Genomic DNA, 20,966 nt, shown 5'->3' with positions numbered 1-20,966 from the left:
ACACATGAAACATGTAAAAATCTCCGATCTCACGGTCGGCAATGATCTGCCTCTGACAATCATTGCCGGTCCCTGTCAGCTTGAAAGCGCCGATCATGCTCAGATGATCGCCGGCAAAATGAAAGAGGCCTGCGATGCCGCGGGCGCGCAGTATGTCTTCAAGGGCTCGTTCGACAAGGCCAACCGGACCTCTGTAAATGCCGCCCCTGCTTTGGGTTTGGACAAAGGATTGGCCGTTCTGCAATCGGTCAAGGACAGCATCGGGGTGCCAGTCACCACGGATGTGCACGAAAAAGAGCAGTGCGCGCCCGTGGCCGAAGTATGCGACATCCTTCAAATCCCTGCATTCTTGTGTCGCCAGACCGCCTTGCTGAAAGCTGCGGGTGCAACCGGCAAGGTCGTGAACGTTAAGAAGGGTCAATTCCTGGCCCCTTGGGATATGCAAAACGTCGCCGCCAAGATCGAAAGCACCGACAACCACAACATCATGCTGACCGAGCGTGGCGTGAGCTTTGGCTACAATCGCCTTGTGGTCGACATGCAGTCGCTGCCGGAAATGGGGCGCACCGGGTATCCAGTGATCATGGATGCTACGCACACGGTGGCGCAACCCGGCGGCCTAGGTGGCGCGTCCGGAGGTCAACGCGAGTTTGCACCCGTCATGGCGCGCTCGGCCGTTGCTGTGGGCGTGGCTGGCGTTTTCATGGAAACCCATCAGGACCCCGACAATGCGCCCTGCGATGGCCCCAACATGATCTACCTTGACCAGATGCCGCAACTCATTGACACATTGATGCGCTTTGATGCGCTGGCCAAGGCAAACCCCATTCAGATTTAACGATTGAGATTTTCTATGACCAAACCAATCCCCGAGGTGACCCCGAACACCTGGAGCTTTCTGCGCGATGCCATGATCAAACCCACGGGTTTCCGTGAATATGACGCCAGGTGGAAATACCCCGAGGAAATCAACCTGCCCGGCATGACCGCGCTGGGTCTGGGGCTTGGGACGCAGATGCGCAGGCGCGGGATTGCACCGGTGATCGCGGTGGGAAACGACTACCGCGACTATTCGCTGGCCATCAAGAACGCACTGATCCTGGGGCTGATGCAGGCCGGCATTCAGGTCAAGGATATCGGCCCTGCGCTCAGCCCCATGGCCTATTTCGCGCAGTTTCATCTGGACGTGCCTGCGGTTGCGATGGTCACAGCCAGCCACAACCCCAACGGTTGGACCGGGGTCAAGATGGGGTTCGAGCGTCCTCTGACCCACGGCCCTGATGAGATGTCGGAGTTGCGCGACATCGTCCTGAATGGCGAAGGACAACCTCATGAGGGTGGCTCGTATGAGTTCGTGGATGGTGTGAAAGAGGCTTATATCGACGATCTGGTCGGCGATTTCAAAATGTCTCGTCCGCTGAAAGTGGTCTGCGCCACCGGGAACGGCACCGCCTCGGCCTTTGCGCCCGAGATTTTTGAACGAATGGGGGTCGAGGTTGTGCCCAGCCACAACCGGCTGGACTACACGTTCCCCAACTACAACCCGAACCCCGAAGCGATGGAGATGCTGCACGACATGTCCGACAGCGTGAAATCCAGCGGTGCCGATCTGGCGCTGGGGTTTGACGGCGACGGCGACCGGTGTGGTGTTGTCGATGATGAAGGTGAAGAGATTTTCGCCGACAAGGTCGGTGTGATCATGGCTCGCGATCTGGCCAAACTGTACCCGAACGCGACCTTTGTGGCTGATGTGAAATCAACCGGTCTGTTCGCAAGTGATCCGCAGTTGCAGGCCCGTGGGGTCAAGGCAGATTACTGGAAAACCGGACACAGCCACATGAAGCGCCGGGTCAAGGAAATCAATGCGCTGGCCGGGTTCGAGAAGTCGGGCCACTACTTTCTGGCTGAACCGATCGGGCGTGGCTATGACTGCGGCATGCGCGTGGCGGTTGAGATCTGCAAACTGATGGACCGCAACCCCGATCAGAGTATGTCCGATCTGCGCAAGGCCCTGCCCAAGACATGGTCGACGCCCACCATGTCGCCCTATGCGGCAGATACCGAGAAATATGACATACTCGCCCGACTGGTCGACAAGCTGGTGGCCAAATCCGAGGCGGGAGATTCCTTTGCCGGACGCGCGATCAAAGAGGTCGTCACCGTCAATGGCGCTCGGGTCATTCTGGACAATGGCAGCTGGGGTCTGGTGCGGGCGTCCTCGAACACGCCCAATCTGGTTGTGGTCTGCGAAAGCAGCGAAAGCGAGGATGAGATGCGCGCGATATTCGCCGATATCGACGCTGTCATCCGAACAGAACCCGGCGTGGGCGACTACGACCAGACAATCTAGGGCCTTTGGGGCGCGTGTTGCGCCCCGCCGCTCAATCCGCGCCCAGCAATTTCAGCAACCCTTTCGTGGCCTCTTCCTGCAACTTGTTCTTCACCACATCCTCGATGCTTTCGGTGTCTGTCACGGCAGTCCCAAGCTCATCGCTGACCTTGTCCAGCACCTGTTGTTTGGCGTCTTCCTCAAGCTCTTTGATTTTGCCCTCGGCGGCCGCTTCGATCACTTTGCTGAAGTCGGGTTTGATCGTCGGGTTGCTCCACGGTCCGACAATGCGAACCGGCACCGACAGGCCCTGACCAGAATTTGCCCGCAACGCTGTGGGGGTGAACAGATAGTCGATATTGCGCTCGCCCAAGCCGACGCGACCGGCGCCATCGGCACGGAAATTATCCAGTGACATCAGCAGGTCATCATTCCTGAGAACACCCTGATCAATGGTGAAACTAGCGGCAAGACTGTTGAACACAGTAGTGCCGCCTGACCCTTCGCCCCGCCCCATCAGGCGGTCCAGGTCGAACCCGTTGATCACCCCCTGCCCCACATCCACGCGACCCTTGCCGCTGAGTGAACGCATGATCTGATCCTCGCTTTGCCCAACGCCCAGAAACTCGAACGAACCGGTGCCCGTGCCGGACAATCGGTCAATATCGGCCAGCGTCATCAGGGCCTGTTGGATGTCGATCCCGTCTGCCTTCATGTTGCCACCGACAGACAGCCCGTTGCGGTTATTCGCGACGACCTGACCGGTCAACTGACCCGAGAACAAGGTGGCCGGGTTCATCTGCAACACCGCGCGTGACCGGTCCAGATTCAAAGTCAGATCGCTGGGACCAAGGGTCAGGTCGGGCACTGCTATCGAATTCGCCTTCAGCCGGATTTGCCCATTCGCCAAAGCCAGCGCCGAGGCGTCAATCGGTGTGGTCGACCAGCCATCGGATTGGCTTGGCGCAGCGCCGCCGCCACCACCGCCCGAGCCTCCATTAGACTCGTTGAATCGGGACAGATCCAAATCGCCCGCGTCAAACCGCGCGGTGATCTGTGGTGGGTCCGAGATCACGATATCCGCCTCGCCGGTCAGGCGGTTGTCGTCCAGTTGCGCCACCAATTCACGCACCGACAGACGCCCGTCTTGCGTATAGGTCATACGACCGACCAGTTCCGCGCGGCGACCCAGCCCCAAAGGCACGGCTGTACCAGGCTGTCCGAAAGCGGCCAGCAATATCTCGGTATTTTGGGTTTTAAGGTGCAGGTCACCGTCCATCTCTCCGGCAAGATTCACGCGACCGTCAAAGTCGACCTCACCCCCGGGCGCGCGCAGCAACAGATCCAACTGGGTGGCCGCGCCAGTTGCATAAGCGGGCAGATCGGGGATTTTCATATCCACCTCAACCGCGCCCCCCGGCACCGCCATTTTCGCCTCTAGCAACAGCGGTGCAGTGACCTCGGGCCAGCTTGCCGACAGGTCGACTTGCGAGAAATCGAACGTCACCGCCCCGTTTTCCAGATAGAGCAGACGCGCATTTGTTAATTCCAGCCTATCCAGCGTTACGACACCCGGTTGCCCCTGCGGGGCGGCAGAGGTGCCAGATCCCGAGGACGCCGCCGCAGGCGCTGACGCGCCAAACTCCCAATTGCCGCGCCCGTCAGACAGTTCCAACCGCAGCGTCGGGTTTTCCGCAATCACCCGCCGGATACGCAAATCCCCTGACATCAACGCCGCCGCATCCACACCAACGGCCAGATGATCCGCGCTGAGCATCGGCTCGGACCCGGCCCAAGGGGCATTGCTGAACGTCACAGGCCCGGTCTCCATCCCTAGCACTGGCCAGAATGACAGTTTCACATCTCCTGTCAGGGTCAGATCCCGGCCCGTTTCGGCCTTGACCTGCTCGGCCAGGATACGCGCCAGCTTGTCGCCGGGCATCATCAGCAAGGCCCCGATAACCAGCCCGATCACGGCCACGATGAGAAAGAGAATGCGCACCAGCCACTTCATTTTACCGCTCTTTGCTTTTTGTTATGCGTTGAAATTATCATTCTAAGCCCAGCGGCCATTTGCAAGGGGAAGCGTTCCCCACTATATGCCGCGCCATGACCACGAACCCGCCGAACCTCCGCCCCGACCTGGCGCCTGCCGCCCGGATCACCGACACGCCCCGTCCGAACCAGCCCACCATTGGTATGGTGTCTTTGGGCTGCCCCAAGGCTTTGGTGGATAGTGAGCGTATTCTGACGCGCCTGCGGGCCGAAGGATACGGGATTTCGCCCGATTATTCAGGCGCAGATGCCGTGATCGTGAACACCTGCGGGTTTCTGGATAGCGCCAAGGCCGAGTCGCTGGACGCGATTGGTGAGGCACTAGTGGAAAACGGCAAGGTCATTGTCACCGGCTGTCTGGGTGCCGAACCGGATTACATCCGCGAGCATCACCCCCGCATCATGGCCGTCACCGGGCCGCATCAATACGAACAAGTGCTGGACGCCGTACATCAAGCCGTTCCACCCGATCCCGACCCGTTTGTAGACCTGCTGCCCGCCGCCAGCGTGCAACTGACCCCGCGCCACTACAGCTATCTGAAAATATCCGAGGGCTGTAACCACAAGTGCAAGTTCTGCATCATCCCTGACATGCGCGGCAAACTGGCCAGCCGCCCCGCCCACGCCGTGCTGCGTGAGGCCGAAAAGCTGGTCGACAATGGCGTGCGTGAGCTGCTGGTGATTTCTCAGGACACCTCTGCCTATGGGCTGGATCGCAAATATGACGTGAACCCGTGGAAAGATCGCGAGGTCCGCAGCCACATCACCGATCTGGCGCGCGAGTTGGGTCAGTTCGATGCGTGGGTGCGCCTGCACTACGTCTACCCCTACCCGCATGTGCGCGAGTTGATTCTGCTGATGGCCGATGCGGGCTGCAACGTGCTGCCCTATCTGGATATTCCATTCCAACACGCCCATCCAGACGTTCTGAAACGTATGGCACGCCCGGCGGCGGCGGCCAAAACGCTAGACGAAATCGCCGCGTGGCGCGCGACCTGCCCCGATATCACCCTGCGCTCGACCTTTATCGTCGGCTATCCCGGTGAGACCGAGGCCGAGTTCCAGACTTTGCTGGATTGGATGGACGAGGCGCAGCTGGATCGTGTTGGCTGCTTTCAGTACGAAAACGTGGACGGGGCGCGCTCGAACGATCTGCCTGATCATGTCCCGGCCGAGGTCAAACAGGACCGCTGGGAACGCTTCATGGAAAAGGCGCAGGCGATATCCGAGGCAAAGCTGGTCGCAAAGGTTGGACAAACGCTGGACGTGATCGTGGATGAGGTCGATGACGAGGCCGCCACCTGCCGCACCAAGGCCGACGCCCCCGAAATTGACGGCAACCTGTTCGTCGACGAAGGGTTCGAAGACCTCAAACCCGGCGACATCGTCTCGGTCGAGGTGGACGAGGCTGGGGAATATGACCTGTGGGGCACGCTGCGCTGAGGCAATGTAACCACCGATAGGGCAAGCGTGAGCCAAGTTTATTGGCGATCCCCCGCATCAGGCCCCAGATTTAGACAGAACCCAAACACGTCCAAAAAGGAGGGTTACCATGTCTAAATTGCGTCCTTTCGCAACGAAATGCGCCGTCGCGCTCCTGGCGGTACAACTATTTGCAGCGCCTGCTTTTGCAGAAGTGCGCTCGGGCAGCACGGCTCAGTTCACGCTGGTCGGAGGGAAATCCTTTGGCATCCACTATCGCGGCAAACATCGTGTCCACAAACACTTCGTTGCGCCCAAAGTGTATAAGAAAAAGGTCCACAAGCCGGTCGCGAAAACCAAGGTGCATCATGCCAAGCCGGTCAAAAAGCACCACCGGTCGAAGTTCAAACACAGCAAGAAACGTTACCATCGGTACTATGTGCCGAAGAAACACGCATTCCGGCATCAAAGATCTTATCGAGGATTCCGGTATCACAGATCTCATCGCGGGTACGGGCGGTATCGAATCAAGTAATGACGACCGTCAGAGCATAGCCACAAGACCCGCCATCCATGCCACCGCAGCGGCAATGGCCGTCAGCGCAACCGCTGCGCTGGCGGCGTCTTTGGCTTGGCCGGCCAAAGTGTTGTGGTCTGTAGATGTGTGATCCACGGCCCGTTCTATCGCCGTGTTGAATAGTTCGGCGACCAGAACCAAAATTCCCATGATGACAATCAACGCGCGCATACCGCCGCTGAGGGGTAGTCCAATTGCCAGCCCCACCGAGATCAGGTTGGCCCATCCCCATACGCGAAACGAGTACTCATCGCGCCACGTCGCGGCCAGCCCTTGCCAGCTCCAGACTGTGCGATGTTTTAGACGGATTAGAAAGTTTTTCATGTGTTCCCTGCACAGCGCTCTCGCAGACAAAAGCCCAAACCGGCAATTACAGGCAAGAAAAAACCGCCCAGTGGGCGGCATCTATCTGAAAGCAGGCGGCCCGCGCGCGAGCCGCCTGAAGGTTTGTTATTGCGCGACCGGGTTACAGACAGTCTGGCCAGCCTCAGTCGTGGCCAATGCGGTTCCGGCCGGACAGCTTGGCGTACCAAACTTGTCATATTCGGGTGTAATATAAACCGGAGCTGGTTCTTCCTGCTGAGAACAGGCTGCAACGACCAAAGCAAACGCACCAACGGCGGCAAATCTAAGTTTCATGTCCGTCATTCCTTCTAATAATTTTCTGATTTTGCCCAGAAATTCGGGGCCAGTCTCAAAATACGACTTCGCTGGCATTTTTGCAACAAATCTGATCACGTGAATGTGAAAACGGCAAATCCATGCTGCCATGGCAGAACGGAAATCGGACGCTAAACTGTCTGACCAGCAGACATCAGCAAACTCCGGAGAAGCCACGTGTCAGACGCACCGATCATTTCTCAGAAAGCCCCCTATCCCGTCGAAGTGACCGAGGGAAAAAACTATTTCTGGTGCGCCTGTGGTAAATCCTCGCGTCAGCCTTTTTGTGACGGTTCACATAAGGGAACGGGGATTGAACCGGTCAAATACACCGCAGAGGCCGACAAGAAAGTGTTCTTTTGCGGATGCAAACACAGCGCCAACCCGCCGCTATGTGACGGCTCGCATTCCAAACTTTAGGGTTTCAGCGCGTTCAAAGCCTGCGCGTTCACGCAAAACTCAGGCGCTTTGTCCGCCTTGGCCTGCTGTTCGGCCAACCACATCGCACAGGTCTCACTGCAATCGGCAGCGCGACATTTCGTGACCATTTCCGCGTAGCGTTCGGCGCTAAGACGCCCTTCGGTCATCGCCTCGGTCAGGGACAGGTTCATGCAGCGCGCGACGGATCGCGTCAGCCAGAAGTGTTTTTCGACGTCCCCAAGAATATCTTTCATTCTCAACCCTCTCGAGTTTTCCCGGACCTAAGCGTGGCAAATCTGGCCCGGTTCGGGCAGGTTCGAGGTGCCTGGGTCGCGCCCTTGTTTTGATCCAACCAATCGGGGCAGCATCTGGCCCAAGCGCATCCCTGACAGGCCCGTACCATGCTGGCCCAGTCCTCCTGGCTCAAGCGGCCCTGCCGATGCGCTGAAACCACGTCCGCGCCTGTTGCCTGCCCCATGCGCAGGACAAGCCGTAGGTGCGTCATGACAGCCCCAAGCGTTTGCATCACCGCCCCTTACGTGGCTTGATCTGGGCGAACAGGCCTTTGTTGCGGCAATATTCCGGCGTGTCCTGCGATACCGCCACTTGCGCCAGCAGCGCTTCGCAATGTCCGGGATTGGCGCATCCTGTGCAGCGCAGAACCGCTTCGGATATCTCATCGATCGAGACATCACCCCGAAGCGCTGCGTCTTCCAGGTCGATGCCGACTCGTGTTGCCATCTGATCGACGAGGCCCGCGTGATGTTTCAGGGTCTCTCTGTTGGACATATGGCACCCTTTCCCTGATGCGTTTCGATCAGGTTAGCGGATGCGGCGGTGCAGGCCCTTGATACAGGTCAAGCCCCGGTGTCGATCTGATCCAGATAGGTTCGCGTTGCGTCCTGCACCCGCCGAAAGCGGTCCCCGCCCAGCTTTTTGCCCCCATACCAGCGGGTGACTATCACGACGTGGTTCTGCACGTCGGCCCGTTCCATCATCCGCAGGATCACCATCCCCGCGCCACTTTCCCCATCGTCCGCCTTGAGCGCCCCAGTGGGCAGTACCGCCGCCCATGTATTATGTGTGGCCTTGGCATATGATTTATCCGCCTTAAGCGCATGCAGCACAGCGTCGACCTCGGTCCGCGATGACACGGGCGCACCGGATACTGCGTATTTCGAGCCCCGATCCGTCAGGATCACCCCCAGCTTTTTCACTGCGGTCATTGCGTCAACCCAAGCCCGCGGGCGGTCTGCTTCACCACCTCGACCCGTTTGGCGTTGGGGGGATGGGTGCTGAGGAAACTGTCTTCGGGATCCGGCAGGCGGTCGAAATATTTCGCACCGATCAAAGGGTTATACCCGGCGCGAAAGGTTATGATCGTTCCAAGCTCATCAGCTTCAAGTTCAAAGTCACGCACATAGACCTGCGTCCCCACCCGCGCGCCCAGTTTCTGCGCCTCTTCCACGGCGGCCCCTTCGGCACCGGCCAATCGCGCCAGATCGCCGAAAATCTCGGCACTTTCGCGTGCATTCACCGATTGGCGCGGAATATGACGCAGGATGTGATGGGAGGCTTCGTGCCCCATCACAAAGGCCAACTCATCCGCGTTCTGAGCGGATTCGATCATCGCGCGGGTAAAAATGATCACCGGCTGGTCGTTTTTATCCAGTGTTTGAAATGCGTTGGCAGGGGCTTTCGGGTCCAGATCGACCAATGTGGTAAAGTCGCAATTCTTGACATTGGCACGTCGCAAACATTCGACCCTGGCCTGTTCGCCGACCCTTTGGCTGATCTGCTGGAAAGTGGCGGCTTCGACCCTGAAATCCCCCTCGCCCTGTATCCAGTCCTCGGCAGGTTGAACCCGCAGCGCAACGGCGTCGCAGGCGGCCAGAAACACGGGAAACAACAGGTACATCAAACGGTGCATGGATCATCCTTTGAAACGGTCACGCCGTTTGGCTGACCATAGCGCAGACCCCTTAGGACTGCCACCGGTTGAATGCGATAGTACGGGTTGCCAAGCGGAACATCGCCCTGCACTCTGCCATCATGTTTTCGATTGAGCATGAATTCGACTCGACGGTCATTACGCTGGTGGACGAAGGCGAAAAGCCTTTGCAAGAGGATGTGGTGATCAACAATTTCGCAGAATGCGTGACGCTAGAGCAGTTTGATCCTCGAACCGATCAGGTCCAGAAAATCACGCTGTCGCCGGAACAGGTCCGCGATCTGGCCGCTGCGCTGGATTTGCCCGAGGGGGTGTACCAAATCCACGAAACACCGGATTAAGGATCGTAGACAAAGACCTTGTCCCGCGCCGTATGTCCGCGCTTCAGGCTCAGCGATGACGTGGCCACCCCCATGGCGGCAGCGAGGATGCGGCGCACAGCCTCGTTCGCCTTGCCGTCTTCGGGCGCAGTGGTCACATGGATGCGCACTACACTCCCATCCCGCGTGATCCGGTCCGAAGCTGCCTTAGGCGTCACCTTAACCGCAATCTCTTCCCCCGCGTGGGTCAGATCGCTCAGATCCGGCAGATTGCGCAGTTTAGGTTTGGCCATCTCATCCTCCGATCCCAAAACACTGTTGCACGGCGGGCCCTGGGATGGAATTGATCCACCAAGCCCAGCCCTTTGCACTTGAAACCCGCCAGAGGCTCAACCAGATACAGAAAGCCCATGTAAAGGAAGTTAACATATGTCCTTGAAGAACCCGGCCGCACTTGAGTTTCTGCTGTCCCGCCGGTCCCGCCCTGCGAAAACGCTGATCGCTCCTGCCCCGACGCGGGATGAACTGACCCCATTGCTGACCGCCGCCGCCCGCAGCCCCGATCACGGCAAGCTGGAGCCGTGGCGATTCATCGTGCTGGAAAGCGGCGCGATGCCCCGTTTGTCAGCGCTGACGCAGGAATGCGGCGAACGGCTGGGTAAATCGCCTGAAGAGATCGCCAAAGCATGCAGCCAGTTCGACATGGGTCATCTGGCCGTAGCAGTGGTCGAGGTTCAAAAACCATCCGAAAAAGTCCCCGCGATTGAACAGACCTATTCCGCCGGTGCGGTGTGTCTGGCGTTGCTGAACGCAGCCTTAGTGGCGGGCTGGGGCGCGAACTGGCTGTCGGGTTGGCAGTCACATGACGCCGAGTTTTGCCGCACCGCCTTTGGACTGCAAGACAATGAACGGATCGCTGGTCTGATTCACATTGCCACCGAATCCGCAGCCCCGCCAGAACGTCCCCGCCCGGACGTGGCCGCACTGACCGAATGGGTTCCTGAATGATCATCCTCAACGCATTTTTCGCGGCAATCGGACAGATCGGAGATCCCAGATTCCGTTCGGTTCTGTTCCGGGGCGTGGGCCTGACGATCGTGTTGCTGATCGCGGCCTGCGCAGGCGCGATCTGGTTGATCAACTGGCTGTCCAGCGATGAAATCACCCTGCCCTTCGTCGGAGCCGTTCCGTGGCTGAACGACGTGTTGAATTATTCCGGAATTTTCGCGGTGGTGATTCTGCCGGTCTTCCTGATGATGCCGGTCACCTCGGCCATCATCTCGCTGTTTCTGGAAGAGGTCGCGCAGGCGGTCGAGGACAAACACTATCCCACCCTGCCAAAGGTGCCCGGAATTGCCATCAGTGACGGGTTGCGCGATGCGCTCAGCTTTATGGGGGTATTGATCGTCGCCAACTTGCTGGCGCTGATCCTCTATGTAATCTTCACGCCGCTGGCCCCGTTCATCTTTTGGGGCATGAACGGGTTTCTGCTGGGTCGGGAATATTTCACTTTGGTCGCGATGCGGCGGATCGGGCGCGAAGGCGCGCGCAAGCTACGGGGCAAACATATGGTCACGATCTGGCTGGCGGGCACTTTGATGGCCATTCCTCTGACCGTGCCGCTGGTGAATCTTGTCATCCCGATTATCGGAGTGGCCACGTTCACCCATATCTACCACAGGCTGTCCGTCTGAGGCTCAACCGCGCGGCTCAATCTGGTTCAACCAGTCGAAATCACGCACTGAGATGACGCCCGAAATGATGATCCCCGCGATGATCGCCCAAAGCACCACCGTCAACCCGGTGGTGATCCACAGCTTTTTCTTCATATGATGCACTTCCGGCGCACCCGCATGGGTGCCCGGAACGATCTCGCCCAGATCGCCCTGCGTCTTGATGCGGATCGGCAATACGACCAGCAATGTCAGAAACCAGATAACGGCAAACAGAACCAATGCAGCGGTGATCGTCATGGCAGCCTCGCTTGGGTTAGACCTGTTCTAGCTCGACCAGACAGCCGTTAAAGTCTTTGGGGTGCAAAAACAGCACCGGCTTGCCATGGGCCCCAATCTTGGGTTCACCCGAGCCCAGCACGCGCGCACCGGATTCCTTCAGATGGTCACGGGCCGCGATAATATCTTCGACCTCATAGCAGACATGGTGAATGCCACCAGCCGGGTTCTTTTCCAGAAACCCGTTGATCGGGCTATCATCGCCCAATGGGTACAACAGTTCGATCTTGGTGTTTGGCAGTTCGATGAACACCACGGTTACGCCGTGATCGGGTTCGTCCTGAGGCGCGCCGACCTTGGCTCCCAATGCGTTGCGATATTGCGCGGACGCGGCCTCAAGGTCAGGCACGGCGATGGCAACATGGTTCAGGCGACCGATCATAGAACTCTCCTCTATTCTGCGTTGCAGCGGTTATGGGGGCAGTTCAATCAAAGAACAAGTGCGCCAAATTGCCGTTAACGTCGTGTTAGCCAGAAGTTCCTAGCGTGAGGCATCTGCTGATTAGGAGTTCTGCCATGGACGATTCGAGCCCCTTCACCTCAGCCGCACAGCCAACGGCGATGCGGCCTTTGCTGGGACAAACCATTCTCGTTGTCGAAGACAGCCGCTATGCTTGCGACGCGATCCGACTGATGTGCCTGCATTCCGGTGCCCGGATCCGACGCGCGGATTGCCTGAAATCGGCAAGGCGGCATTTGCAGATCTACCGTCCCTCGGTCATCTTGGTCGATATGGGGCTGCCGGATGGCTCAGGGGCCGAGCTGATTGCCGAATTGACCGAAGCATCGCCGCGTATCGGGGCCATTCTGGCGATGTCCGGCGACACCTATACCGAAAACGCAGCCACGCAGGCCGGGGCTGACGGTTTTCTGGCCAAGCCGCTGAAATCGCTTTCTTACTTTCAATCCATGGTGCTGCAGCACCTGCCAGCGGATCGCCGCCCCAGCAGCTTGAACGCTGTCCGGGATCAGGTCATTAACCCCGATCCGCTGGCCTATCAGGATGACATGGCCCATATCGCCGATTTGCTGGCTAGCCCGAATGATCACCGCACGCTGGACTATGCCGCCCAGTTCCTGCGGGGGGTTGCCCGCGATGCCGATGACAAAGTGCTGGCAGACGCGGCCAAACGCTTGGCCGCGTCCCGCGCCGAAGGGACGCCCGTCACCGCATTGGCCGCTCAGGTCGCAGGGATCGTTCAAGCTCGCCTGGAACAGCGTGAGGCGATTTGAGATGGCAACAGCCTATTTCGCGACGGCTACGCTGCTGAGTCTTTGGATCTATTGCCAGACCCGCGCGGCGGCCCGCAACATTCGCGCCGCCCGTGCCTTGGTCAACGATCCACTGGAGCAAACCGGACAGCTTTGACCTCTTCGCGAAACATCCGACCAAAGAAAAACCCGCCGCAAGCGTTGCGACGGGTTTTCTTGTCAGTCCTGCGGGATGATCCGCAATCCCAGCTCCATCAACTGATCCGAGCTTGGATCGGATGGCGCGTCCATCATCAGATCTTCGGCGCGCTGGTTCATCGGGAACATCATGACCTCGCGGATGTTGGCCTCTTCCGCCAGCAGCATCACGATCCGGTCGATGCCGGCAGCACAGCCGCCGTGCGGCGGCGCGCCATAGTGGAACGCATTGAACAAAGCACCAAAGCGAGATTTTACCTCATCCGCGCCATAGCCTGCCAGCTCAAAAGCTTTCAGCATGATCTCGGGCTTATGATTCCGGATCGCGCCCGAGACCAACTCATACCCGTTACAGGCCAGATCGTACTGATAGCCGCGCACGTCCAGAGGGTTGCCGTTTAGCGCCTCCATGCCGCCCTGCGGCATCGAGAACGGGTTATGTTCAAAGTCGATCGCGCCGGTTTCTTCGTCCTGCTCATAGATCGGGAAATCGACGATCCAGGCAAAGGCAAAGCGGTCTTTTTCGGTAAGACCCAGCTCATCACCGATCACGTCACGAGCTTTACCAGCCACCTTTTCAAAGGCCTTCGGCTTGCCACCCAGGAAGAACGCCGCGTCCCCGACACCAAGGCCCAGTTGCTGACGGATCGCCTCGGTGCGCTCGGGGCCTATGTTTTTGGCCAGCGGACCTGCGGCCTCCATCCCTTCGCCCTGATCGCGCCAGAAGATGTAACCCATCCCCGGCAGGCCCTCTTTCTGGGCAAAGGCGTTCATACGGTCACAGAACTTGCGGCTGCCGCCGGTCGGCGCCGGGATAGCGCGAATTTCGGTACCCTCCTGCTCCAACAGCTTTGAGAAAATCGCAAAGCCAGACCCGCGGAAGTGGTCGGAGACCACTTGCATTTTAATAGGGTTCCGCAGGTCGGGCTTGTCGCTGCCGTACCACAGGGCCGCGTCCTTGTAGGATATCTGCGGCCATTCCTGATCCACTTTGCGGCCACCGCCGAATTCTTCGAACACACCGGTCAGAACCGGTTGGATCGTGTCAAACACGTCCTGCTGCTCAACAAAGGACATCTCAAGGTCAAGCTGATAGAAATCGGTGGGCGAGCGGTCGGCGCGCGGGTCTTCGTCGCGGAAGCACGGCGCGATCTGGAAATACTTGTCAAAGCCCGACACCATGATCAGCTGTTTGAACTGCTGCGGGGCCTGCGGCAGAGCATAGAACTTGCCCGGATGCAGGCGCGAGGGCACCAAAAAGTCGCGCGCGCCTTCGGGAGAGGACGCCGTGATGATCGGCGTCTGGTATTCGCGGAAGCCCTGATCCCACATGCGGCGGCGCATCGAGGCGACAACGTCCGAGCGCAGGGTCATGTTCTGCTGCATCGCCTCGCGGCGCAGGTCCAGATAGCGATAGCGCAGGCGGGTTTCCTCAGGGTATTCCTGATCACCGAACACCATCAACGGAAGTTCGTCGGCTGCGCCCAGCACTTCTAGCTCGCGCACGTAAACCTCGACCTCACCAGTGGGCAGTTTCGGATTCACCAGTTCCGGGTCGCGCGCTTTGACGGTCCCGTCGATGCGGATACACCATTCGGAGCGTACTTTTTCCAGCTCGGCAAAGGCCGCGCTGTCGCCGTCGCACAGAACTTGGGTCACGCCAAAGTGATCGCGCAGGTCGATAAACAGCACGCCGCCGTGGTCGCGGACCCGATGCACCCAGCCAGACAGGCGGACGGTTTCACCGACATTGGCGGCGGTCAGAGCGGCGCAGGTGTGGCTGCGATAGGCGTGCATGGATCATATCCCTTCGGGCGCAGAATTCGTCGCGCCGATACACCCCGTCGGGCCGCGAAAGTCAAGGCAGGTATCCCGCTCAAAACGGCCTTTGCACGTTGCCCGAGTAGAAATAGATGCCCAGACCGACCGCAAAGATGATATTGCCCGCAATCGCATGCAACAGCACCGCATAGAAAAATGAGCCGCGTTTGCGATAGGCCCAGGTGAACAGTAGCCCACCCGCAAATGTCATGACAGCGACGATCCAGCTCCAGTACATCAGATGCGCCAGCGAAAACAGCGCGGCGTTCAGCAGATAGGCCTCGCGCTCGCCCGGCAGGATTGCATGATAGCGGCGGAAGAACAGCGACCGAAACAGAAGCTCTTGCGGAAGGGCCGAGATGAAAGGGTAGAAGACCCAGATCATCAGCAGGATCTCGGGCCGTTCGCGCAGCAGAAAAAAGGCGGCCTCGGGGCGGGCGAGCATCACGACCGCCACGCAAAACAGAGTCATCGCAACGGCAAACAGGGCAACTTCGGTCCAGGACCAGTTGCCATGGTTGTATCGCAGTTCGGCCCATTCAAAGCCCGGTGTATAGTGCAGCAGTAAGATGCCAAGTGCGGTGAAACTGAACAGCGACGGGAACATCCAACTGGGCGGAAAGAATACCGCGATCAGCACCGGGACAGCGATGAAGAACAGTCCGAACTCGACACGCAGCCGCAGCGTTTGAGGCGCGCTCTCGGCCCACTCGATTTGTTTGCTCACAGTTCTACCAACTCCGCCCGGATCAGGCCGCGTAAGGAATTTCCGACATATATTTCTGTCGCATCCTTCAGGTCGGTCAAGGATAACACGGCGTCAGTAACCTGTTTATTGTCCAGCACCTCTTCGCGCAGTATGCCGGGCAGCACGCCGCAGGACAGCGCGGGCGTCAGGCCGCGTCCATCAGGCATGTGCAGAAACAGATTGCTGATCGTGCCCTCGCACAGTTCGTCGCGTTCATTCAGGAACAGCAGTTCGTCAATTCCCGGTGGCAGCGATGCGCGGGCGTCATCATACAGCGCGCGTTGCGTGGTCTTGTGCTGCAACCACACATCCGAGGCCCGCAAACGCTGATCCGCGATTGCCACACGCCAGAACGGCGGGTTCTCGAGCAGCGCACCGGTCGTCACCTCCACAGCGCCTGCCATATCTAGCGTCAGCCGGCAACGCAGAGGGGATGGACCCGCGACATCTTCCAAAGCGGCCACGGCGCGGGCCCGATCAAACGGCACTCCCAACGCCTCAGCCGATCGCGCCATGCGCGCCAGATGGCGATCACGGCGCACAAACCCCTGCCCCGGCCGGAAGGCCAGCGTTTCGATCAGGCGGAAGTCAGGGTCATCTGGCGGGCGAAGCGGGCTTTCCATAGCGCCTCCTCATATTCGGATGGGGCGGTGCTGTCCCAGACCACGCCGCCGCCCACATTCAGGGTGGCTTTGCCGCCCTCGACCATCAGCGTGCGGATGGCCACGTTAAACTCCGACCGCCCATCCGGCGCGGCCCAGCCAATCGCGCCGCAATAGATGTCGCGCGGCCAAGGTTCGAGGTCGGATAGAATCTCCATCGCGCGGATTTTGGGCGCACCCGTGATCGAGCCGCAGGGGAAAAGCGCCATCAGAATGTCCGAAAGCTCGGCCCCCAGATGCAGCTGCGCCTGCACCAGCGAGATCATCTGATGCACGGTCGCATAAGTTTCGACCTTGAACAGTTCGGGCACGTTGACCGAACCGGGCAGCGCCACACGGCTGATATCGTTGCGCAGCAGGTCGACGATCATCAGGTTCTCGGCCCGGTTCTTTGCGTCACTCGACAGGAAATCGCGGCGGCGGGCGTCTTCGGCCAAATCCTCGCTGCGCGGTTGGGTGCCTTTCATCGGGCGCGTTTCGATCAAACGGTCGGCATCGGTACGGAAAAACAGCTCGGGCGAGCGGCTGAGCAAGTCAGGCAAACCGTCCTGCTGCACAAGCGCGCCGTGGCCCACGGGCTGACCTGCCGCCAACGCGGCATACAAAGCGGCGCTGGTGCCTTCGACCATCAGGTCAATCGGAAAGGTCAGGTTGGCCTGATAGATATCGCCCGCGCCGATGGCCTCATGCACGCGCGCGAAGGCTTGGGTATAGCGCGCCTCGTCCCAGCGAGGCGCAAAACCGGTCACTCCACCCGCAGGCGCAGGCAGGTCGCTTTGGGCTGGCGTGTCAAAGACGCCAAAGCACAGCAATGGCAGGCGGCGGCCCTCGGGCATCCGCGCGGACAACCTCGGCTCCAGCGCATAACCAAGCTCATAGCTGGCATAACCGGCCAACCACGCACCATCCGCGCGCGCGGAATCCAGCGCCTCCAACGCGTGGGGCACGTCCTCCGCGCGGTCGGCGCGGATCACCTGCGTGGGCCGGTCAAAAGTGGTCCCTTGCCCGGCCGGGCCCTGATCGAAACGAATACGCACCTGCATCCTCATTTGCCGTGCTGCGCGGTATAGAGAATACGGTGCCGAGGGAAAGAGGGGAAAGCGGCAATTTCACCCCTGTTTCCGATACCCCTTGAACCTTTTCGCGCTGTCCCTATAACGCAGGACAATTTGGGCGCTTGGGGGTGCCCTGACTCGCGAACAATTGAAGGAACGTGGCCATGCCGAGAAGAACCGACATCAAGTCGATCATGATCATCGGGGCGGGGCCCATTGTCATCGGTCAGGCATGCGAGTTCGACTATTCCGGCGCACAGGCATGTAAAGCGCTGCGCGAAGAAGGCTACCGGGTCATTCTGGTGAACTCGAACCCCGCCACGATCATGACCGACCCAGGTCTGGCCGACGCTACCTATATCGAGCCGATCACCCCCGAAGTTGTTGCCAAGATCATCGAGAAAGAGCGCCCCGACGCCCTGCTTCCTACCATGGGCGGACAGACCGGGCTGAACACTTCGCTGGCGCTGGAAGAGATGGGCGTGCTGGACAAGTTCGGCGTCGAGATGATCGGTGCCAAGCGTGACGCCATCGAGATGGCCGAAGACCGCGCACTGTTCCGCGAGGCGATGGACAGGCTGGGCATCGAAAACCCCAAAGCCGAGATTGTAACCGCCCCCAAGGACGCGGACGGCAAAAAAGATCTGGACGCGGGCGTAGCGCTGGCGCTTGAGACACTGGAGACCGTCGGTCTGCCCGCCATCATCCGCCCCGCCTTTACATTGGGCGGCACCGGCGGCGGCGTGGCCTATAACCGCGAGGATTACATTCATATCTGCCGCACAGGCATGGATGCGTCCCCCGTGGGTCAGATCCTGATCGACGAAAGCCTGCTGGGCTGGAAAGAATATGAGATGGAGGTGGTGCGCGACACCGCCGACAATGCCATCATCGTCTGTTCCATCGAAAACGTCGATCCGATGGGTGTGCACACGGGTGACTCGATCACCGTGGCCCCTGCCCTGACATTGACCGACAAAGAATACCAGATCATGCGCAACCACTCGATTGCCGTGCTGCGCGAGATCGGCGTCGAGACCGGTGGCTCGAACGTGCAATGGGCGATCAACCCCGTCGATGGCCGCATGGTCGTGATCGAGATGAACCCGCGCGTGTCGCGCTCGTCTGCGCTGGCGTCCAAGGCGACCGGCTTCCCGATTGCGAAAATCGCCGCGAAACTGGCCGTAGGCTACACGCTGGACGAGCTGGACAATGACATCACCAAGGTCACACCTGCGTCTTTCGAGCCGACCATCGACTATGTCGTCACCAAAATCCCGAAATTCGCGTTCGAGAAATTCCCTGGTTCCGAGCCATACCTGACCACCGCGATGAAGTCGGTGGGTGAGGCCATGTCCATCGGTCGCACCATCCACGAATCGATGCAAAAGGCTCTAGCATCGATGGAATCGGGCCTGACCGGCTTTGATGAGATTGAAATCCCCGGCCTCAACGTGGGTTTGTGGGATGCGGCTGACGACAAGGCTGCCGTGATCAAGGCGATCAGCCAGCAGACACCGGATCGCCTGCGCACAATCGCGCAGGCCATGCGCCATGGTCTGACCGACGACGAGATTTTCGGCGTCACCAAGTTCGACCCGTGGTTCCTGGCCCGCATCCGCGAGATCATCGAAGCCGAGCGTCAGGTACGCAAAGATGGCCTGCCCGTCACCGAGGACGGTATTCGCAAGCTGAAAATGCTGGGCTTCACCGATGCCCGTCTGGGCAGCCTGACCGGCCGAGATGAGAGCAATGTCCGCCGTGCCCGTCTCAACTTAGGCGTCACCGCCGTGTTTAAGCGTATCGACACCTGCGCCGCCGAGTTCGAAGCGCAGACACCCTACATGTACTCGACCTACGAAGCCCCGATGATGGGTGAGGTCGAGTGTGAGGCGCGCCCGAGCGACCGTAAAAAGGTTGTCATCCTCGGCGGTGGCCCCAACCGGATCGGTCAGGGGATCGAGTTCGACTATTGCTGCTGCCACGCTTGTTTCGCGCTGACCGAACAGGGCTATGAGACCATTATGGTCAACTGCAACCCCGAGACCGTCAGCACCGACTATGACACCTCGGACCGCCTGTACTTTGAGCCGCTGACCTTCGAACACGTCATGGAGATCCTGACGAAAGAGCAGGAAAACGGCACGCTGCACGGTGTGATCGTTCAGTTCGGCGGTCAGACCCCGCTGAAACTAGCCAACGCGCTTGAGGCCGAAGGCATTCCGATCCTCGGCACCACGCCCGACGCCATCGACCTTGCCGAAGACCGCGAACGCTTCCAGGCGCTGGTCAACGAACTAGGCCTGAAACAGCCCAAGAACGGCATCGCCTCGACCGACGAACAGGCGCTTGAGATTGCAGACGAGATCGGCTTCCCGCTGGTCATCCGCCCCTCATACGTTCTGGGCGGGCGCGCCATGGAAATCGTGCGCGATATGGATCAGCTGCGGCGCTATATCAACGAGGCCGTCGTCGTCTCGGGCGACAGCCCCGTTCTTCTGGACAGCTATCTGGCGGGCGCGGTTGAGTTGGACGTGGACGCGCTGTGCGACGGCACCGATGTGCACGTGGCAGGTATCATGCAGCATATCGAAGAGGCCGGCGTGCATTCGGGCGACTCGGCCTGTTCTCTGCCGCCCTACTCGCTGTCCAAGGAGATCCTCGATCAGATCAAGGATCAGGCGTTCAAATTGGCTAAGGCTCTGAACGTGGTCGGTCTGATGAATGTTCAGTTCGCGATCAAAGACGATGAGATCTACCTGATCGAAGTGAACCCGCGCGCCTCACGCACCGTGCCCTTCGTCGCCAAGGCGACCGACAGCGCGATTGCGTCCATCGCAGCGCGTATCATGGCTGGTGAGAAGCTCTCAACCTTCCCGATGCGCCCCGCGTACAAGGAAGGTCAGGACACAAAGATTGCCGACCAGATGACGTTGGCCGACCCGGACATGCCGTGGTTCTCGGTGAAAGAGGCCGTGCTGCCCTTCGCCCGCTTCCCCGGCGTTGATACCATTCTGGGCCCCGAAATGCGCTCGACCGGCGAGGTCATGGGCTGGGACCGCGACTTCCCGCGCGCCTTCCTCAAGGCGCAGATGGGCGCTGGTATGGTGCTGCCGTCCGAGGGCCGCGCATTTATCTCGATCAAGGATGCCGACAAGACACCCGCAATGCTTGAGGCGGCGCAGGTGCTGACCGAACAGGGTTTCTCACTGGTTGCAACGCGCGGCACGCAAGCCTGGCTGGCAGAGCAAGGCGTCGACTGCGACGTGGTAAACAAGGTCTATGAAGGCCGACCCGACGTGGCCGATATGCTCAAGGACGGTCAGGTGCAGCTGCTAATGAACACCACCGAAGGCGCGCAGGCGGTCGAAGACAGCAAGTCCATCCGCTCAATCGCGCTGTATGACAAGATCCCCTATTTTACTACTGCGGCCGCCAGCCATGCCGCAGCTTTGGCGATCAAGGCGCAGGCCGAGGGCGATGTCGAGGTCAAATCCCTGCAGGGTTAACCCCGCCGCCCGGTT

26 protein-coding genes are annotated in these 20,966 nt (G+C 59.6%); 11 read left to right on the top strand and 15 right to left on the bottom strand.

The features are described from left to right. Positions 1-4 precede the first annotated feature (4 nt). Both kdsA and ACR0DB_RS04725 read left to right on the top strand, forming a co-directional pair. Positions 5-838, top strand: a complete 834-nt coding sequence (gene kdsA, locus ACR0DB_RS04730) for a 3-deoxy-8-phosphooctulonate synthase (protein ID WP_480549261.1) — start codon at positions 5-7, stop codon at positions 836-838. Between the two features lie 15 nt (positions 839-853). Beyond that, a complete protein-coding gene (locus ACR0DB_RS04725) occupies positions 854-2,350 on the top strand; it encodes a phosphomannomutase/phosphoglucomutase (protein ID WP_170783891.1) in 1,497 nt (498 codons plus the stop codon). Between the two features lie 31 nt (positions 2,351-2,381). Here the strand turns inward: ACR0DB_RS04725 and ACR0DB_RS04720 are convergent, their stop codons facing one another. Then, positions 2,382-4,343 (bottom strand): AsmA family protein, encoded by a 1,962-nt coding sequence (locus ACR0DB_RS04720; protein ID WP_480549259.1) that lies wholly within the window; start codon positions 4,341-4,343, stop codon positions 2,382-2,384. Positions 4,344-4,438: 95 nt separating this feature from the next. Between ACR0DB_RS04720 and rimO the strand changes: the two genes are divergently transcribed. Together rimO and ACR0DB_RS04710 are read left to right on the top strand one after the other, a co-directional pair. Further along, entirely contained in the window at positions 4,439-5,827 is a 1,389-nt protein-coding gene (gene rimO, locus ACR0DB_RS04715; protein WP_480549257.1) for a 30S ribosomal protein S12 methylthiotransferase RimO, read from the top strand. Between the two features lie 109 nt (positions 5,828-5,936). After that, on the top strand, positions 5,937-6,341 hold the full coding sequence (locus ACR0DB_RS04710) for a hypothetical protein (RefSeq protein WP_480549255.1): 405 nt from the start codon (positions 5,937-5,939) through the stop codon (positions 6,339-6,341). Between the two features lie 9 nt (positions 6,342-6,350). Here the strand turns inward: ACR0DB_RS04710 and ACR0DB_RS04705 are convergent, their stop codons facing one another. Further along, the gene (locus ACR0DB_RS04705; protein ID WP_170769068.1) at positions 6,351-6,707 is read right to left on the bottom strand and encodes a diacylglycerol kinase; all 357 of its coding nucleotides are present in this window, start codon (positions 6,705-6,707) and stop codon (positions 6,351-6,353) included. A gap of 126 nt (positions 6,708-6,833) precedes the next feature. Further along, positions 6,834-7,022: a hypothetical protein gene (locus ACR0DB_RS04700; RefSeq protein ID WP_170769067.1), complete on the bottom strand. Its 189-nt coding sequence runs from the start codon at positions 7,020-7,022 to the stop codon at positions 6,834-6,836. Between the two features lie 198 nt (positions 7,023-7,220). On the opposite strand from ACR0DB_RS04700, the gene ACR0DB_RS04695 reads away from it, so the two are divergent. Further along, complete coding sequence (locus ACR0DB_RS04695; RefSeq protein ID WP_480549253.1) at positions 7,221-7,463, top strand: CDGSH iron-sulfur domain-containing protein; 243 nt, start codon at positions 7,221-7,223, stop codon at positions 7,461-7,463. Here the strand turns inward: ACR0DB_RS04695 and ACR0DB_RS04690 are convergent. The 5 genes from ACR0DB_RS04690 to ACR0DB_RS04670 all read right to left on the bottom strand — a co-directional run bounded on the left by ACR0DB_RS04690 (position 7,460) and on the right by ACR0DB_RS04670 (position 9,393). Further along, positions 7,460-7,717, bottom strand: a complete 258-nt coding sequence (locus tag ACR0DB_RS04690) for a DUF6455 family protein (RefSeq protein WP_480549251.1) — start codon at positions 7,715-7,717, stop codon at positions 7,460-7,462. The genes ACR0DB_RS04695 and ACR0DB_RS04690 overlap by 4 nt on opposite strands. A gap of 2 nt (positions 7,718-7,719) precedes the next feature. Beyond that, entirely contained in the window at positions 7,720-7,989 is a 270-nt protein-coding gene (locus ACR0DB_RS04685) for a DUF6455 family protein (protein WP_269149751.1), read from the bottom strand. Beyond that, positions 7,989-8,252, bottom strand: coding sequence for a DUF6455 family protein (locus ACR0DB_RS04680; protein WP_170769064.1), 264 nt, complete (start codon positions 8,250-8,252; stop codon positions 7,989-7,991). The genes ACR0DB_RS04685 and ACR0DB_RS04680 overlap by 1 nt, the downstream gene beginning before the upstream one ends. 68 nt (positions 8,253-8,320) lie before the next feature. Next, positions 8,321-8,689 carry a YigZ family protein gene (locus ACR0DB_RS04675; protein WP_170783879.1) on the bottom strand — a complete coding sequence of 123 codons (369 nt, stop codon included), beginning with the start codon at positions 8,687-8,689 and terminating at the stop codon, positions 8,321-8,323. Continuing rightward, positions 8,686-9,393, bottom strand: a complete 708-nt coding sequence (locus ACR0DB_RS04670) for a M48 family metallopeptidase (protein ID WP_480549249.1) — start codon at positions 9,391-9,393, stop codon at positions 8,686-8,688. Before ACR0DB_RS04670 ends, ACR0DB_RS04675 begins: the two co-directional genes overlap by 4 nt. 122 nt (positions 9,394-9,515) lie before the next feature. Here ACR0DB_RS04670 and ACR0DB_RS04665 point away from each other — a divergent pair, with 122 nt between their 5' ends. Continuing rightward, positions 9,516-9,755 (top strand): hypothetical protein, encoded by a 240-nt coding sequence (locus ACR0DB_RS04665; RefSeq protein ID WP_170769820.1) that lies wholly within the window; start codon positions 9,516-9,518, stop codon positions 9,753-9,755. Here ACR0DB_RS04665 and ACR0DB_RS04660 read toward each other — a convergent pair. After that, the gene (locus ACR0DB_RS04660; RefSeq protein WP_480549247.1) at positions 9,752-10,027 is read right to left on the bottom strand and encodes a DUF167 domain-containing protein; all 276 of its coding nucleotides are present in this window, start codon (positions 10,025-10,027) and stop codon (positions 9,752-9,754) included. The two genes, ACR0DB_RS04665 and ACR0DB_RS04660, sit on opposite strands and share 4 nt — an antisense overlap. Before the next feature lie 136 nt (positions 10,028-10,163). Between ACR0DB_RS04660 and ACR0DB_RS04655 the strand changes: the two genes are divergently transcribed. Beyond that, positions 10,164-10,742 carry a nitroreductase family protein gene (locus ACR0DB_RS04655; RefSeq protein ID WP_480549245.1) on the top strand — a complete coding sequence of 193 codons (579 nt, stop codon included), beginning with the start codon at positions 10,164-10,166 and terminating at the stop codon, positions 10,740-10,742. After that, positions 10,739-11,428 (top strand): EI24 domain-containing protein, encoded by a 690-nt coding sequence (locus ACR0DB_RS04650; protein WP_480549243.1) that lies wholly within the window; start codon positions 10,739-10,741, stop codon positions 11,426-11,428. Before ACR0DB_RS04655 ends, ACR0DB_RS04650 begins: the two co-directional genes overlap by 4 nt. A gap of 3 nt (positions 11,429-11,431) precedes the next feature. On the opposite strand, the gene ACR0DB_RS04645 is transcribed toward ACR0DB_RS04650, so the two are convergent. Continuing rightward, a complete protein-coding gene (locus tag ACR0DB_RS04645; protein ID WP_480549241.1) occupies positions 11,432-11,707 on the bottom strand; it encodes a DUF1467 family protein in 276 nt (91 codons plus the stop codon). A gap of 16 nt (positions 11,708-11,723) precedes the next feature. Next, positions 11,724-12,128: a methylmalonyl-CoA epimerase gene (mce, locus tag ACR0DB_RS04640; protein ID WP_480549239.1), complete on the bottom strand. Its 405-nt coding sequence runs from the start codon at positions 12,126-12,128 to the stop codon at positions 11,724-11,726. Between the two features lie 134 nt (positions 12,129-12,262). Between mce and ACR0DB_RS04635 the strand changes: the two genes are divergently transcribed. Further along, on the top strand, positions 12,263-12,979 hold the full coding sequence (locus tag ACR0DB_RS04635) for a response regulator (RefSeq protein WP_480549237.1): 717 nt from the start codon (positions 12,263-12,265) through the stop codon (positions 12,977-12,979). A 1-nt stretch (position 12,980) separates the two neighbouring features. Continuing rightward, the gene (locus ACR0DB_RS04630) at positions 12,981-13,115 is read left to right on the top strand and encodes a hypothetical protein (protein WP_269149750.1); all 135 of its coding nucleotides are present in this window, start codon (positions 12,981-12,983) and stop codon (positions 13,113-13,115) included. A 62-nt stretch (positions 13,116-13,177) separates the two neighbouring features. Here the strand turns inward: ACR0DB_RS04630 and aspS are convergent, their stop codons facing one another. From aspS to ACR0DB_RS04610, 4 genes are all read right to left on the bottom strand, one after another. After that, positions 13,178-14,953 (bottom strand): aspartate--tRNA ligase, encoded by a 1,776-nt coding sequence (gene aspS, locus ACR0DB_RS04625; RefSeq protein ID WP_480549236.1) that lies wholly within the window; start codon positions 14,951-14,953, stop codon positions 13,178-13,180. Positions 14,954-15,032: 79 nt separating this feature from the next. Further along, a complete protein-coding gene (locus ACR0DB_RS04620) occupies positions 15,033-15,704 on the bottom strand; it encodes a CPBP family intramembrane glutamic endopeptidase (protein ID WP_480549234.1) in 672 nt (223 codons plus the stop codon). Then, positions 15,701-16,348: an aminotransferase class IV family protein gene (locus ACR0DB_RS04615; protein ID WP_480549232.1), complete on the bottom strand. Its 648-nt coding sequence runs from the start codon at positions 16,346-16,348 to the stop codon at positions 15,701-15,703. Before ACR0DB_RS04615 ends, ACR0DB_RS04620 begins: the two co-directional genes overlap by 4 nt. Beyond that, on the bottom strand, positions 16,303-17,430 hold the full coding sequence (locus tag ACR0DB_RS04610) for an aminodeoxychorismate synthase component I (RefSeq protein ID WP_480549230.1): 1,128 nt from the start codon (positions 17,428-17,430) through the stop codon (positions 16,303-16,305). Before ACR0DB_RS04610 ends, ACR0DB_RS04615 begins: the two co-directional genes overlap by 46 nt. A 176-nt stretch (positions 17,431-17,606) precedes the next feature. On the opposite strand from ACR0DB_RS04610, the gene carB reads away from it, so the two are divergent. Then, positions 17,607-20,951, top strand: a complete 3,345-nt coding sequence (gene carB, locus ACR0DB_RS04605) for a carbamoyl-phosphate synthase large subunit (protein ID WP_480549228.1) — start codon at positions 17,607-17,609, stop codon at positions 20,949-20,951. The last annotated feature ends 15 nt before the right edge of the window (positions 20,952-20,966 follow it).

It is taken from the genome of Ruegeria sp. AB6 (assembly GCF_056542685.1).
Note: the sequence above shows the minus strand (reverse complement) of the source record. Positions and strands in the feature narration are given on the sequence as shown.